We start from the raw sequence: 14052 nt of genomic DNA, 5'->3' as shown, positions 1-14052 counted from the left end.
CTTGTGCGAATGCCAGAGCAGTCCCCTCGTCCCAGACGTCGCGGCCGCCTCTTCCGTTGCGGGGCGGCCTTCATGGTCCTGTGCGCCGTCGCCGGCTATCTCGTGGTGCAGTACGTCACCGGAGGCGGGGACTCACCGGGATGCAAGGTCGTCTCGGGCGGGAGCGCGGCGGCGGCGTACGAGTTCACCCCGGAGCAGGCGGTGAACGCGGCGACGATCGCGGCCGTGGGTACCGGCCGCGGGATGCCTGAGCGGGCGGTGACGATAGCGCTCGCGACCGCGCTCCAGGAGTCGGGTCTGCGCAACCTCGACCACGGCGACCGTGACTCGCTCGGCCTGTTCCAGCAGCGGCCCTCGCAGGGCTGGGGCGCCCCGCGGGAGATCATGGACCCGACGTACGCGGCGGGCGCCTTCTACAAGCGCCTGGCGAAGGTGCCGGACTACACGGACCTCCCGCTGACGGTCGCCGCGCAGCGCGTGCAGCGCAGCGGCTTCCCGACGGCGTACGCCAAGCACGAGCCGGACGCCACCCTGCTCGCCGCCGCCCTCACCGGGCGGTCGGCGGCCACCCTGACCTGTGAGGGTATCCAGGCCGCCACCCGGGCCGCCGGTCCGGACGCGGTGCGCTCCGCCCTCGTACGGGACTTCGGGCGGGACGTGGTGGAGCCGGCCGCCGCCGAGGTGGGCGCCGCGTCGAGGCCGTCGCCCTCGGCGGCGCCCTCCGCGAACGCCACCGGCGAGGACGGGCGGACCGTGACGCTGCCCGTGACCGAGTCCGCCGACCGGGCGGACCGGGGTTCCGGCCGCGGCCTGCGGGAGCGCGGCTGGCAGCTGGCCCACTGGGCGGTCGCCAACGCCTCCGCCCTGCACATCGAACGCGTCTCGTACGCCGGCCGGGAGTGGGTCGCCGGGAACACCGACAGCCGGTGGCGTCCGACGGACACGGCGGGCTCCGCCGACGCGGAGAAGCAGCCGGACAAGGCGGCGGACAAGGATGCGGACGCGGTCCGGATCGTGACTGCACAGTAGTGCGGTGGCCCACCCGGACGGGTCACGTCCGCCGGGTTCAGGCGGCGGTGTGCGCGGGCTTTCCGCCCATCACCCCCTGTCGGGGAAACCCTTGAGGGCAAAGGGCCGTAAGGATTCGGCGGATTTCGGCCCAGGTACTCTTTGCCCGTTTTTATCCCGAGCCGATAATGCGACGCATTGCCAACTCTTTACGTTGGCCCTCCGCAACCTTCCCGGGCTTCGAGCGGTAATCACGGCGTCCGAGATCGTTTCCTCCCGTCAAAGGAGCAACATGTCCCTCCCCCTGACCCGACGGATCGCCCGTGCCGCGCTGCTCGTCGCTGCGGGAGCGGCTGCCGGGGTCGGTGCGGCCGGCTCCGCCAGTGCGGCCCCCGAGCTGCCCGCCGCCCCGAACCTCGGTGGGCTGACCGCCCTGGACGGGGCGAACGTCGGCAGCACCGTCGACGGTGCGGCGCAGAAGCTGACCGGCACCGCGGGTGACACCGGCAGCAAGGCAGTGAAGAAGGCGGTGCCGACTGTGGGCAAGACCGGCGGCAAGGCCGTGAAGAAGGCGGCGCCCGCGGTGCAGAAGGCGGCGGGTGACGCGGCGGGCTCCGCCGAGGACGTCGTCGGCACCGCGTCGAAGACCGCGACGAAGGACGGCCTGCCGACGGACTCCCTGGCCAAGGGCGGCCTCCCGGCGACCGACCAGCTGCCGGTGCAGAGCCTCCCGCTCGGCTGACATCGGCTCGTCCCGTCGGTACACGCGAAACGGCGGGGCCCAGGTCTTCCACCTGAGCCCCGCCGTTTCGCGTGCGCCGACGCCGTTTCGCGCGTGTCCGCCGTTTCGGTCGCGCCTACTTCAGCCGCTCCACGGCGGCCCGCACCCGCTCGTCCGTCGCCGTCAGCGCCACCCGGACGAACCTCGCGCCGGCCTCGCCGTAGAAGTCGCCCGGCGCCACCAGGATGCCCAGCTCGGCCAGGTGCGCCACGGTCTGCCAGCAGGACTCGTCCCGCGTGGCCCACAGATAGAGGCTGGCCTCGCTGTGCTCGATGCGGAAGCCGTGCGCGAGCAGGGCCTCGCGCAGGAGGGTGCGGCGGGCCGTGTACCGCTCCCGCTGCTCGTGGACGTGGGTGTCGTCGCCAAGGGCCGCCACGACCGCCGCCTGGGTCGGCGCCGGGGTCATCATGCCGCCGTGCTTGCGGATCTCCAGGAGGGGCGCCAGGACGGCCGGGTCGCCCGCGAGGAACGCGGCCCGGTAGCCGGCCAGGTTGGAGCGCTTGGAGAGGGAGTGGACCGCGACGATGCCCTCGTACGAGCCGCCGTTCACGTCCGGGTGCAGCACCGAGACCGGGTCGGCCTCCCAGCCCAGCTCCAGGTAGCACTCGTCGGAGAAGAGCAGGACGCCGTGCTCACGCGCCCAGGCGACGATCCGGGTCAGCTCGTCCTTCGGCAGGACCCTGCCCGTCGGGTTGGACGGCGAGTTGAGCCAGAGCAGTTTCAGGCCGGCCGGGTCCAGTCGCGTCGGGTCGTCGTAGACCTCGTGGTCCGCGCGGGCGAGGCGGGCTCCGACCTCGTAGGTCGGGTAGGCCAGGCGCGGGTAGGCCACCCGGTCGCCGGGGCCGAGGCCCAGCTGGGTGGGGAGCCAGGCGACGAGTTCCTTGGAGCCGACGATCGGCAGGACGTGCCGGTGGGTGACCTCGCGGGCACCCAGGCGGCGCTCCAGCCAGCCGGTGATCGCGTCACGCAGCGCGGGGGTGCCCCAGACCGTCGGGTAGCCGGGCGAGTCGGCCGCGTCGACGAGCGCCTTCTGGATCAGGTCGGGGACCGGGTCGACGGGGGTGCCGACGGACAGGTCGACGATGCCGTCCGGGTGCGCGGAGGCCGTCGTCTTGTACGGCTCCAGCTTGTCCCAGGGGAAGGCGGGCAGGCGTTCGGAGACTGCGGACACGGTTCTCGGGCTCACTTTCGTCAGTACGGCAAACGCCTCGGTCCCGTACGGCGATCAGGCGAGTGATCGGGTCGTACGGGACCGAGGCGGCACGGGTGCCGGCCGCTGTTACTGGTTCTGCGGCGGGAGCGCGGCGATGAAGGGGTGGTCGCGCTCGATCAGACCCAGCTTGCTGGCTCCGCCGGGCGAGCCGAGCTCGTCGAAGAACTCGACGTTCGCCTTGTAGTAGTCCTTCCACTCCTCGGGAGTGTCGTCTTCGTAGAAGATCGCCTCGACCGGGCAGACCGGCTCACAGGCACCACAGTCGACGCATTCGTCCGGGTGGATGTACAAGGACCGCTGGCCCTCGTAGATGCAGTCGACCGGGCACTCCTCAATGCACGCCTTGTCCTTGACGTCGACACAAGGCTGCGCGATGACGTAGGTCACGCTGTCGTTCCTCCTCGATAGGGCGCTGGCGAGCCGTCTTCAGGCTCCGCCACCTGGCGCGCGGGAGCGCGGCGTCGTCGATGCCCGCCCCTAGTATCTCCGTTCTTGGGCATGATCCGAACAGGAGGGGTGAACTGACCTGTGGAAATCTCTGCGACGGGACGCCTCGTGGTCCGTATCTCCGCAGCTGACGTGGGTAAACGGGTGTCCGTCCGGCGCCTGGACGAGCCCGGCGGCACGGGCGAGAAGTTCACCGACACGGTGGGTGTTCTCACATCATGGGACAAGGGTGTGCTGCTGATCACGCGCCGGGACGGCGAAAGTGTCCGCATTCCGGAATCCGCGCTGGTCGCGGGCAAGGTCGTACCGCCGGCCCCGGCCCGCAGGCGCGGCCCTGCGGCCTCCTACGAGGAGCTGGCGCGTGTCGCGGCCCGGGCCTGGCGGCCGGTGGAGAGCGAGCGGCTGGGCGAGTGGGAGCTGCGGGCGGCAGAGGGGTTTACGCGGCGGGCGAACTCGGTGCTGCCGCTCGGCGACCCGGGCCTGCCGCTCGACGAGGCCCTGACCGTCGTACGACAGTGGTACGGCGACCGTGGCCTGCCCGCCTATGTGCAGACGGCGACGGGTGCGGAGGGTACGCAGGAGCTGCTGTGCGCGGAGCTGGAGCGGCGGGGCTGGGTGCGGGAGGTGACGGCCGAGCTGTGGACCGGGGCGCTCGCGCCGGTAGCCGACCGGGGTGAGCCTGGAGGGGTGGTGCTCTCGCGCCAGGCGGACGAGGCGTGGCTCGCCCGCTATCAGCGCAAGGGAGTGAGTGAGGTGGCCCTGAAGGTGCTGGGATCGGGGTCCCCCCGTTCGGACGAAGCCGGGAGTGGGGGAGGTCCTTCGGTGTGGTTCGCCACGGTGCCGGGCGCGTCCCAGGGCGCGGCCCCCGCTGCCATCGGGCGGTGTGTCGTCGACGGGCGGTGGGCCGGCTTCGCCGCCGTCGAGGTGGATCCGGAGCAGCGGCGGCGCGGGCTGGCCACCACCGTGATGGCCGCGCTGGCCGGGCGGGCGCTGGAGGAGGGGGCCTCGGCCGCGTGGCTCCAGGTCGAGACGGACAACGCGGGAGCGCGGCAGTTGTACGCCGGGATGGGGTTCGCGGCGCATCACGCGTACCACCACTACCGCGCCCCCGGAACTGTCGAGTAAGGGGTCCTTCTCACTATGGGCGCCCGATGAGCCGGGCGGGCATAGTGAGAGGACCCCTAAGGGCGGTACTGACCGCCGTGAGAGGGCACGAGCCTGCTATGCGTCCCCCCTACCCGCCCCACCCGCCGCCCCCGGAACGTTCCGCGGAACTGCGCCGGCGGTTCGCCGAAGAGGCCCGCTCCGAGCGGCCCGACCTGTCCACGCTGTGTCTGCTGGTGGGCGCGGAGGCGGACGGGACGCTGGACGAGGCCGGTATGGACGCCGCGCAGATCGAGCTGGACGAGCTGGCCGGACAGCTGCCGTACCGGCCGGGCGGGCCCCGGTCCTGGGCGGTGGCGCTGTGCGAGCTGCTCGGGGAGCGGTGCGGGTACCGCGGCGCCGCCGCGGACTATCAGCGGCTGGAGTCGTCGTTGCTGCACGAGGTGCTTCGGCGGCGGCGCGGGCTGCCGATCCTGCTGTCGGTGGTGTGGCTGGAGGTGGCGCGGCGGGCGGGGGCGCCGGTGTACGGGGTGGCGCTGCCCGGGCACTTCGTCGTCGGGTTCGGGGAGCGGGACGAGCAGGTGCTCGCCGATCCCTTCGACGGGGGGCGGGTGCTGACCGGGGCCGACGCCGAGGTGCTGGTCGCTGGGGCCACGGGGGCGGCGTTGCAGCCGTCGATGCTGCGGCCCGCGGCGTCGTTGGAGGTGGTGTCGCGGATCCTGAACAACGTGCGGGCGTGGGCCGCTGCTCGGCCGGAGCGGTCGGATGTGTCGATGTGGGCCGTCGAGCTGGCGCTGTTGTTGCCTTCTCATCCGGCTCGGTTGCGGTACGAGCGGGCGCAGTTGCTGGTGCAGCGGGGTGACTTCGTGGCGGGGGCGGTGGAGTTGGAGGCGTACGCGGAGGTGGTGGCCGCGGTGGATGAGCCGGGCGCGGAGCGGGTGCGGGAGCAGGCGCGTGCGGCTCGGGCTTTGTTGAACTGAGGCCCGCCCGTCCGTCGCAGGGGACTTGCTGTCCAGCGGCCGCGCGTGTGCGGGGCTGGACGCCGCGGCTGGTCGGCGTTCACAGCCAGCCCTTCTCCCTCGCGATCCGCACCGCCTCCGCGCGATTTCGTACCGCCAGCTTCTGGATCGCCGTCGAGAGGTAGTTGCGGACGGTGCCCTGGGAGAGATGCAGGGTCGCTGCCAACTCCGCGTTCGTGGAACCGTCCGCCGCCGCTCGGAGTACCTCGCGCTCCCGGTCCGTCAGCGGGTTCGCGCCGTCCGCCAGGGCCGCCGCGGCGAGCGTGGGGTCGATGACGCGTTCGCCGGCCAGGACCTTGCGGACGGCTTCGGCGAGTTGGGCGGCGGGAGCGTCTTTGACGAGGAAGGCGTCGGCGCCGGCTTCCATGGCGCTGCGGAGATACCCGGGGCGGCCGAAGGTGGTCAGGACGACCACCTTCAACTCGGGGAGTTCGCGGCTGAGTTGGGCCGCCGCCTCGATGCCCGTCGCGCCCGGCATCTCGATGTCCAGAAGGGCCACGTCCACGGCGTGGGCGCGGGCGGCGGCCAGTACCTCGTCGCCGCGGGCCACCTGGGCGACGACCTCGATGTCGTCCTCCAGGCCGAGCAGGGCGGCCAGTGCTTCGCGGACCATCGACTGGTCCTCGGCGAGCAGCACCTTGATCGTGCGGGTCATGCGCCGGATCCTACGTCGGCCGCGGGGCCGGCCGGCACGCGGGCGACCAGGCGGAAACCGTGCCGGGTCCCGGTCGCGTCGAGGGACCCGCCCGCCTTCTCCAGGCGTTCGGTCAGACCGGCCAGGCCGTTGCCCGGGCCGGTGCCGGAGCCGCCGGCGCCGTTGTCCTCGACGGAGAGTTCGAGGACGGGGCCGTCGAGGGTCTGCTGCCGTGCGAGGCCGACCGTGCAGCGGTGGGCACCGCTGTGCCGTACGACGTTGGTGACCGCCTCGCGCAGCGCCCAGGCGAGGGCCGACTCGCTCTCCTCGGGGACGCCGGTGAGGTCGGGTTCGGCGGGCAGGTCGGCGATGACGCCCGCCGCCGTCAGGGCGGCCTGGACGCCTGCGAGTTCGGCGGACAGGCGGGGGCGGCGGTAGCCGGTGACGGCCTCCCGGACGTCGACCAGGGCCTGCCGGCTGACCTGTTCGATGTCGGCGACCTGCTGGGCGGCCTTGTCGGGGTGGGCGGGCAGCATCCGGCCCGCGAGCTCGCTCTTGAGGGTGATCAGGGACAGGGAGTGGCCGAGCAGGTCGTGCAGGTCCCGGGCGAGGCGCAGTCGCTCCTCGTTCGCTGCGAGTTGGGCGACCGTGGCGCGGGCCTGGCGCAACTCGACGGTGGTCCGCACGAGTTGGCGTACGCCGGTCATCGCGAACCCGATGAGCAGGACCAGGAGGAGCAGGTCGAGCGCCTCGTCCTCGCCGACGTGCAGGCCGACGAGGAGCATCGTCGCGGCGGTCAGCGGAATCGTCCAGTACGCCGCCCGCAGCGGGAGCGTGGCGCCGCAGGCGACGGAGACGTAGACGAAGAGGCCGAGCCAGTGCCGGCCGAGGGTGAAGCTCAGCAGGACGGCGAGGGCTCCGAGGACGACGATCAGGATCCCCAGCCACCGGGGAGGCAGCGCCGACCTGCTGATGTTCCGGAACACCAGGGTCAGGTAGGTCCCGACGAAGGCCGCCAGGCCCAGCCATCCGGCCACCGTGCCGCCGGTGGTGTGGCCGCCGGAGGCGAGGTCGGTGACCGGCGAGCTGAGGAAAACGAGCCAGACGCCGATCCACAGCACCTTGGGCAACAGCTCACCCCGGCTGCGGGGTGCCTGCCCGAGGCGCATCAACGGGAGCTCCTCGATCGCGCGGCCTTCCTTCATGGCGCTCACGCCTTCAGGGTGTCCTTCCGGTACAGCCAGGCCGCGCCGCCCGCGAACAGGGCGAAGGAGACGGCGAGGATGGCGAGGTCCTGTACGTGCGGGGCGCGGCTCTGTTCGATGGCCTGCCCGAGGGCAGCGTACGCGTGGGTGGGCAGCCACTTCGCGATGTCCTGCAACCAGGACGGGAACGTCGTCGTCGGCATCCACAGGCCGCCGAGCATCGACAGCCCGAAGTAGGTCAGCATCGTGATCGGGCGGACCGCGTCCCCACTGGCGAGGTAGCCGATGGCGACGCCGAGCGCGGCGAAGACGAGGCTGCCGGCCCAGATGGCGCCGGTCAGCGCCAGCCACTGCCAGGCGTCCAGCCGTACGTCCTTCACGGTCGCGGCGACCACGAAGACGATCACGATGGACGGGAGGCTGACCACCGCGGCGCTCGCCGTCTTCGCGAGGACATAGCCGCGCCCCGGCAGAGTCGTCAGCCGCAGCTGCCGTACCCATCCGGACTCCCGCTCCTTGGCGATGCGCTCGCTGTTGCCCATCAGGACGGCGGTGAGGGCACCGAAGGAGGCCATGGAGACCATCATGTACGTCGGCAGGGTCAGGCCGGTGCCGCCGATCCTGGTGGTGCTGTCGGCGTTGCCCGCGATGAGCAGGAACAGGACCGACGGGTAGATCACCGAGAAGAACAGGAACTTGCGGTTGCGCAGGGCGCGGGTGAGTTCCAGCTTGATGAGGCTGTTCACTTCGACTTCGCCTCCTCGGCGGCGGTGATGGCGACGAAGGCCTGCTCCAGACCGAGGCCGGCGACTTCGAGGTTGCGGGGGTAGAGGCCGAGGCCGTAGAGGGCGTGGACGGTCGCGTCGGCGTCGGAGGACTGGATGCGGACGGTCCGGCCGGAGACGTCGATCGAGGTCAGGAAGGGGAGGGCGCGCAGTGGGGCTTCGTCGATCGGGCCGTCGCCCAGGTCGAAGGAGATCCGGCGGGCGCCCGCCTTGGCCTTGATCTCGGCGGCCGTGCCGTCGGCGAGGAGCCGGCCGCGGTGCAGGACGAGGACGCGGTCGGCTATGGCGTCGGCCTCTTCCAGGTAGTGGGTGGCGAACAGGACCGTACGTCCCTGGTCGGCCTGTTCGCGCATGGTGGCCCAGAAGCCCTGCCGGGTGGTGACGTCCATGCCGGTGGTGGGCTCGTCCAGGACGATCAGGTCGCTGTCCCCGGCGGTGGCCAGGGCGAAGCGGACGCGCTGGGCCTGACCGCCGGAGAGCTTGTCGACCTTGCGGTCGGCGAGCCGGCTGATCCCGGCCCGGGCCAGGACGTCGGAAGGGCGGTACGGCTTCGGGTGCAGGGCGCAGGCGAGCCGGACCAGTTCGGCGACCGTCACCTCGTCCATCAGGCCGCCGCTCTGGAGCATCGCGCCCACCCGCCCGGCGACGATCGCCTCGCGCGGGGTGGTGCCGAAGAGGCGGACGGTGCCGCTGTCGGGGTGCTTGAGGCCGAGCAGCAGGTCGAGGGTGGTGGACTTGCCGGCGCCGTTGGGGCCGAGCAGCGCCACGGTCTCCCCCGGGCGCAGACTCAGGGTCAGGCCGTCCACGGCCCGTACGTTCCCGTAGGTCTTGCTCACCTGATCGAACCCGACCACCGGGGTGGGCGTTTGGGCTGTGCTGGTCGTGGTCCCAGCCGTCGTCGTCATGTGGTCCAGGATGGCCGCGGAGACCGGGGGCCCGGCAGTGTCGGCGGTCCCGACTGCCGCATGACAGATGTCACGGGGGCGCCCGGTGATGACCGGGCGCCCCCGTGGTGTGCGGCTGAGCGGTGTGCGAGTGACTGAGCGGTGTGCCGGCTACGTCGGGTTCGTGTCGATCGTCCCGACCCGGCTCGCCGGTGTCTTGCCGAGGAGCGCCGGGCGCATGGCGCCGATCACGTCCTGGGGCGTCACGGCCGTCTTCTTGCCGTTGCCCCGGGTGATCAGTACGCCGTCGAAGGCTCCGCCGTACAACTCCTTCAGCGCGGCGGTGTCGTAGTACTCGATCAGCTTGCCCTGGGGGTCGGGCCTGGCCCCGAGGAACTTCCACAGGGAGTTCTCGGGACTGAACTTGACCTCCACGGCGCCGGCCTTGACCGTCACGAGGCCCGACATCGCAGGCTCCGCGAAGGCCTTCATGAACCGGTCGACCTCGGCGTTCGAGACCTTCGGCTGCTGGGTGGTCGTCGGGACGGCGACCGGGTCGGCGCTGCCCGTCTGGACCTGGGTGCGGTACGCCTCCTCGACCGCCTCGGTCGACCTGGCGACGTCGACGCCCTTGCCCGGCTTGCCGTAGACGGCGACGGCCTTGCCGGACTCGAACTTGACCGTGCCCTCGGTGACCGAGCCGGAGCCGCCGGCGGCGTCCCGGAGTTCCGCGTGCAGCTTCTCCTCGTCGACCGGCATGACCGGTTCGACCACCCGGTGGTTGCCGAACAGCGAGCCGATCACGGAGACCGGGTTGTAGTCGCTGTGCGCCGCCGCGCTCACCGTGGACGCCATGTCGAACTGGAGCCCTGCCTGCTCCGGCTTGAGCGTGACGGTTTTGCCGCCCACCGACAGCTTCAGATCCTTGTTCACCCGGGAGTCGAAGGCCTTGTTGAGCTTCTCGACCGCGTCGTCCCGGGTGCCGCCGCCGATGTCGACGCCGAGCACGGTGGTGCCCTTGGGCACGTCGGTGTGGTTCATCAGCAGCCCGGCGCCGTAGGCACCGCCGCCGATGACGAAGACGGCGACACCGAGCAGGACCAGCTTGCTGCGCCCCTTCTTCTTCTTTTTCGGCGCGGAGGCCGCGGGCGCGTTCTGCGTACCGCTCTCGGACGGCTTCGGGGTGTGCGGGACCGGGCCGCCGGTGTGCGCGCCGGGCGGGAAGCTCGCGGTGCGGTCGGACGGCACGACGGGGATACCGCTGGTGACGGTGTGCCCGGACACGTTGTCCGCCGCCCGGCCGAAGCCGGGGCCACCGGGTTCCGGGGCGGGCTTCTGCGGGGTGAGGATCGCGGTGTCGTCACTCAGGCCGCCGGGGCCGGCGAGGCCGGAGGGGGCGCCGGGGGTGCCGGGGCCGGCTGGACCGCCGGGGCCGCCCTGGCCAGGGGCGCCACCAGGTCCTCCAGGTCCACCAGGCCCGCGAAGGCCGGAGGGACTGCCGGGGCCGCCGGGACGAGCGGGTCCGCCAAGACCGGGGCGTTCACCTGAGCCACCGGGCCCGCCGGGAGCACCCGGAGCGCCGGGGCCGCCGAGGCCGGATGAACTGCCAGGGCCGCCGGGACCGGGCGCGTTGCCGTGGCGCCCCTGTCCACCGGGGCCGCCGGGACCACCGAACCCGTCGGACGCACTCGGCCCACCCGGCCCGCCGGGACCGCCGAAGGGGTCGGACGCCCCCGGGCCACCCGGCCCGCCCGGACCACCGAACCCGTTGGCCGACCCGGAGCCGCCCGGACGGCCGAAGCCGTCGGGCGCGTTGAAGTCGCGGGACCCGTCGAACCCGTCGGCACCCGGGCCGGCCGGCGGCACCAGGGGGCCGTCGCCGGTGACCGGACCGCCGGTCGGACCCGCGGGGCCCTGCGGACGGCCGGAACCGCCCGGCCCACCGTGACCGTTCGGCCCGCTGAAGCCGCTCGCGCCACTGGGGTCGCCCGGTCCGCCCGGTCCGCCGTACGCGCCCTGACCGTTTTGGCCGCTCTGGCCGTTCTGGCTGCCCGGGGCACCCTGGCCGCCGTAACCGCTCAGGTCCTCGTCGTAGGCGCTCAAGGCGCTCTGACCGCTCTGGCCGTGCTGATCGCTCTGCCCGCCCGCGCCGTTCTGGCCGCCGCCGTTCTCCGAGAAGTACGGCAGGTCGTCGCGGCGTGGTTCGCCGGAGCGGGAGCCGTTGCCCAGCGGGCCCGCGGCCAGGGCCTCGGTGAGGTCGAAGGAACCGGTGCCGCCGCCGTGGCCGGGGGCCACCGGGCCACCGGTCGCACCGGGCAGCCCGGCACCGTTCGTACCGCCGGAACGGGGGCCGCCCGGCATGCTCATGGAGCCGACCACACCACCGGGCCGACCGGCACCGGACCGCGTACCGCCACCACCGCCGGAGGCGCCCGGACCCGAGCCGGAACCCGACCCGGATCCCGCGCTCGCCCCGGAGCCCGCGCCCGAACCACCCGGCACACCGGCCCCGTTGGTCGAGCCGCCGCCCTGACCGCCCTTGGCCGGCCCGAACTTGCGCGGCGCGAACCAGTCGCTGGCCTTCTCCTCACCACTCGGCCCGGACTCGGCGGACGGTTCGTCCGTGCCGGTGCCCGGGCCCGTGCCGGTGCCCGGGCCGATGCCCGCGAACGTGCCGGTGGATGTGGACGTGGACGCCCCGGCGCCCCGCGCCGACGACCCGGCGTCCGCGCTGTCGTCGGTGGCCTCGGTGTCGCCGACGGGCTTGCGTACGACGACCGGCGGGATGGGCCGGGATCCGGGGATGTTGATCCGGATCCGGGTCGTCAGCGTGGTCTCGGTCTTGCGTTCCTCCGGCCGCGCGGCCGAACGGTCCGCGTCCGGACCGCCGTCGGACACCGCGGGCGTCCCGTACGGCGGGGTGCCCGAGGGATAGGCGGCTCCGCCGCGCCCGTTGGGCCCGGAGGACGGACTGTCAGTTTCACGACTCAAGGCATGTTCTCCCGGTTGGCTCCGCCGCCCGCGTTACGACCTCTCTCGGGCGGCTCGGCGGCGCGCACCACCATACTGGCCACGCCTGGCGCGTATCCCACGACCGCTGGGGAAACCATCACGGGACTCCCACCGACTTCGTACGGCGAAGTGGTACGTCACTTGCCAAGTCGGGCGGTGTCGCCGCCCGGTTGCCGCCCCGGACCAAGGGTGGCGCAGATCACAGCCATAGCCATGCCTCCGAGCAGGAAGAGGTAGGAGCCGCCTCCCGCGGCGAAGACGAAGTCTCCTTCCGGACGGCTGGCCGTGAGCACGACGACCGCGATCATCCACCCGGCGGCCGGAGCGACGGCCCCGCCCCGGCTGCCGGCGCCGCGGGCCCCGCCCAGACACAGACCCGCCTCACCGGCCAGCGCGAGCAGCAGACCGCCCGGGAACCAGCCGGACTGCACCAGCGCCCCGGCCACTCCGACGATCCCGCCGAGCACGAAGAGGCCCAGGTAGACGGCGATCCGCCCGAAGGACGGCCGTTGCAGCGGCTGGGCCAGGGGGGAAGTCGTCCGGCCGTTCATGACGCCTCCTCGCTGCCGTCCGACGCGGTCCCCGCGATGCCCGCGAACAGGTCACTCTCCCTGCCGCCTGCCCGTTCTCCACGCACCAACTCGTAGTACTCGCCGGTGAGCAGCGGCTGGGCGAGTTCGTTGGACAGGGCGAAGTACGGCTCGGCCACCGTGATCTGCGTGACGTGCGCGCGCATCGCGGCGGCCTTGGCGGCGGCGTACGCGGTGCCGTCGATCTCGGTGGTGATCCGCGCGTCGTCGACGACACCCGGTACGTCGTCGATGGCGGCCGACTTGGTGAAGGGCAGGCCGGGCAGCTCCCGCTCCAGCCGGGCGAAGGCCTCCTCTGCGACGGAGCGGGGCACCCGGTTCCAGTAGACCCTGGGGATCCCGTGTCCCGACTCGGCGGCCAGCTCGACGGCCCGCATGGCGACGCGGTGGGCCTGGATGTGGTCGGGGTGGCCGTAGCCGCCGTTCTCGTCGTAGGTGACGAGGACCTGTGGCCGTACCTCGCGGATCACCTCGACGAGGTGTCCGGCGGCCTCGTCGATGTCCGCCTGCCAGAAGCAGGCGGGGTCGTCGTTGTCGGCGAGCCCCATCATCCCGGAGTCCCGGAACCGGCCCGGTCCGCCCAGCAGTCGGAAGTCGTCGACACCGAGCGCTTTCATCGCGGCGGTGAGCTCGCGCAGCCGGTACTCCCCCAGGGCGGTGCCGGTCAGGTGCCGGAGCTCGGGCGGGATGACCTCGCCGCGCTCGCCGAGCGTGCAGGTGACCAGGGTCACCCGGGCACCCTCGGCCGCGTACCGGGCCATGGTCGCGCCGTTGTTGATCGACTCGTCGTCCGGGTGCGCGTGCACCAGCAGCAGACGCCGGGCGGGCAGTTCCGTCATGGGGCCACCCTACGAGGCCCACGGCCTCCGCTCACGAGGGGCCGCTTCTCGCCGTACCGGCAGTTTGGTTCAGAAGCCCAGGTAGGTGATCTGCACGGCGAGAAGTCGGCGGGCGCTGTGCGAGCGGACTCCTCCGCTCCGAAGGCGTATTCCCACCTCCAGCTCACCCGCGAACCGCTCTCATCGCTTCGTCCAGGACGGCACTGAGCTCCCGCAGTGCATCCCGCGCGACGGCCGGGTCCTCGTGCTCCAGATTGTCCTTCGCGTGTGCGTGGCGGGCGGACAGATCGGGGCGGCGGGCGATCTCGATGTCGCGAGCCCAGGTCAGGACCCAGCTCTGCACAGGACTCAGCGACTGCCACTCGACCGCCTTGGCGAAAGCGTCGTCCTTACTCGCCTGCATCTCGCCCAGACGACCGGGATCGACGACAGCGAGGGCCGCACGCAAGGCGTCCGGGGTCTGCTCGGGACGGGGGATCCGCTCGCGTCCGCTGTCAGGCTGAGTGCTCACCGTGTCCTCCTGGGGGCGCG

At 72.6% G+C, this 14052-nt stretch carries 14 protein-coding genes; 4 read left to right on the top strand and 10 right to left on the bottom strand.

Translation table 11 applies throughout. The features are described 5' to 3' along the window. Positions 1 to 9: 9 nt before the first annotated feature. On the top strand, positions 10 to 1029 hold the full coding sequence (locus ACIBK3_RS09055) for a heavy metal transporter (RefSeq protein ID WP_399363404.1): 1020 nt from the start codon (positions 10 to 12) through the stop codon (positions 1027 to 1029). Positions 1030 to 1300: 271 nt separating this feature from the next. Then, the gene (locus ACIBK3_RS09050) at positions 1301 to 1750 is read left to right on the top strand and encodes an ATP-binding protein (RefSeq protein WP_399363402.1); all 450 of its coding nucleotides are present in this window, start codon (positions 1301 to 1303) and stop codon (positions 1748 to 1750) included. Positions 1751 to 1865: 115 nt separating this feature from the next. On the opposite strand, the gene ACIBK3_RS09045 is transcribed toward ACIBK3_RS09050, so the two are convergent. After that, positions 1866 to 2960, bottom strand: coding sequence for a bifunctional succinyldiaminopimelate transaminase/glutamate-prephenate aminotransferase (locus ACIBK3_RS09045; RefSeq protein WP_399363400.1), 1095 nt, complete (start codon positions 2958 to 2960; stop codon positions 1866 to 1868). Positions 2961 to 3068: 108 nt separating this feature from the next. Further along, entirely contained in the window at positions 3069 to 3389 is a 321-nt protein-coding gene (gene fdxA / locus ACIBK3_RS09040) for a ferredoxin (RefSeq protein WP_030669097.1), read from the bottom strand. A gap of 141 nt (positions 3390 to 3530) precedes the next feature. On the opposite strand from fdxA, the gene ACIBK3_RS09035 reads away from it, so the two are divergent. Together ACIBK3_RS09035 and ACIBK3_RS09030 are read left to right on the top strand one after the other, a co-directional pair. Beyond that, positions 3531 to 4574: a GNAT family N-acetyltransferase gene (locus ACIBK3_RS09035; protein WP_399363397.1), complete on the top strand. Its 1044-nt coding sequence runs from the start codon at positions 3531 to 3533 to the stop codon at positions 4572 to 4574. 98 nt (positions 4575 to 4672) lie between these two features. Then, positions 4673 to 5533, top strand: coding sequence for a tetratricopeptide repeat protein (locus ACIBK3_RS09030; RefSeq protein WP_399363395.1), 861 nt, complete (start codon positions 4673 to 4675; stop codon positions 5531 to 5533). A gap of 79 nt (positions 5534 to 5612) precedes the next feature. Here the strand turns inward: ACIBK3_RS09030 and ACIBK3_RS09025 are convergent, their stop codons facing one another. The 8 genes from ACIBK3_RS09025 to ACIBK3_RS08990 form a co-directional block, all read right to left on the bottom strand. After that, the gene (locus ACIBK3_RS09025) at positions 5613 to 6227 is read right to left on the bottom strand and encodes a response regulator transcription factor (RefSeq protein WP_399363393.1); all 615 of its coding nucleotides are present in this window, start codon (positions 6225 to 6227) and stop codon (positions 5613 to 5615) included. Further along, positions 6224 to 7411, bottom strand: coding sequence for a sensor histidine kinase (locus ACIBK3_RS09020; RefSeq protein WP_399363990.1), 1188 nt, complete (start codon positions 7409 to 7411; stop codon positions 6224 to 6226). The genes ACIBK3_RS09025 and ACIBK3_RS09020 overlap by 4 nt, the downstream gene beginning before the upstream one ends. A 5-nt stretch (positions 7412 to 7416) precedes the next feature. Beyond that, the gene (locus tag ACIBK3_RS09015) at positions 7417 to 8157 is read right to left on the bottom strand and encodes an ABC transporter permease (RefSeq protein ID WP_399363391.1); all 741 of its coding nucleotides are present in this window, start codon (positions 8155 to 8157) and stop codon (positions 7417 to 7419) included. Further along, a complete protein-coding gene (locus ACIBK3_RS09010; RefSeq protein WP_399363390.1) occupies positions 8154 to 9101 on the bottom strand; it encodes an ABC transporter ATP-binding protein in 948 nt (315 codons plus the stop codon). The genes ACIBK3_RS09015 and ACIBK3_RS09010 overlap by 4 nt, the downstream gene beginning before the upstream one ends. A gap of 150 nt (positions 9102 to 9251) precedes the next feature. Further along, positions 9252 to 12071: a hypothetical protein gene (locus ACIBK3_RS09005; protein ID WP_399363388.1), complete on the bottom strand. Its 2820-nt coding sequence runs from the start codon at positions 12069 to 12071 to the stop codon at positions 9252 to 9254. Positions 12072 to 12229: 158 nt separating this feature from the next. After that, on the bottom strand, positions 12230 to 12643 hold the full coding sequence (locus ACIBK3_RS09000) for a DUF6113 family protein (protein ID WP_399363386.1): 414 nt from the start codon (positions 12641 to 12643) through the stop codon (positions 12230 to 12232). After that, positions 12640 to 13521, bottom strand: coding sequence for an N-acetyl-1-D-myo-inositol-2-amino-2-deoxy-alpha-D-glucopyranoside deacetylase (gene mshB, locus ACIBK3_RS08995; RefSeq protein WP_399363384.1), 882 nt, complete (start codon positions 13519 to 13521; stop codon positions 12640 to 12642). The genes ACIBK3_RS09000 and mshB overlap by 4 nt, the downstream gene beginning before the upstream one ends. Before the next feature lie 163 nt (positions 13522 to 13684). Then, complete coding sequence (locus ACIBK3_RS08990; RefSeq protein ID WP_399363382.1) at positions 13685 to 14032, bottom strand: hypothetical protein; 348 nt, start codon at positions 14030 to 14032, stop codon at positions 13685 to 13687. Positions 14033 to 14052 lie beyond the last annotated feature (20 nt).

It is taken from the genome of Streptomyces sp. NPDC050287, assembly GCF_044459385.1.
Classification (GTDB): domain Bacteria; phylum Actinomycetota; class Actinomycetes; order Streptomycetales; family Streptomycetaceae; genus Streptomyces.
Note: the sequence above shows the minus strand (reverse complement) of the source record. Positions and strands in the feature narration are given on the sequence as shown.

Bases quoted from the DNA above. Each gene is read 5' to 3' on its own strand.
- ACIBK3_RS09055 (WP_399363404.1), top strand. From the start codon at position 10: ATGCCAGAGCAGTCCCCTCGTCCCAGACGTCGCGGCCGCCTCTTCCGT.
- ACIBK3_RS09050 (WP_399363402.1), top strand. From the start codon at position 1,301: ATGTCCCTCCCCCTGACCCGACGGATCGCCCGTGCCGCGCTGCTCGTC.
- ACIBK3_RS09030 (WP_399363395.1), top strand. From the start codon at position 4,673: ATGCGTCCCCCCTACCCGCCCCACCCGCCGCCCCCGGAACGTTCCGCG.
- ACIBK3_RS09025 (WP_399363393.1), bottom strand. From the start codon at position 6,227: ATGACCCGCACGATCAAGGTGCTGCTCGCCGAGGACCAGTCGATGGTC.
- ACIBK3_RS09020 (WP_399363990.1), bottom strand. From the start codon at position 7,411: ATGAAGGAAGGCCGCGCGATCGAGGAGCTCCCGTTGATGCGCCTCGGG.
- ACIBK3_RS09010 (WP_399363390.1), bottom strand. From the start codon at position 9,101: ATGACGACGACGGCTGGGACCACGACCAGCACAGCCCAAACGCCCACC.
- ACIBK3_RS09000 (WP_399363386.1), bottom strand. From the start codon at position 12,643: ATGAACGGCCGGACGACTTCCCCCCTGGCCCAGCCGCTGCAACGGCCG.
- mshB (WP_399363384.1), bottom strand. From the start codon at position 13,521: ATGACGGAACTGCCCGCCCGGCGTCTGCTGCTGGTGCACGCGCACCCG.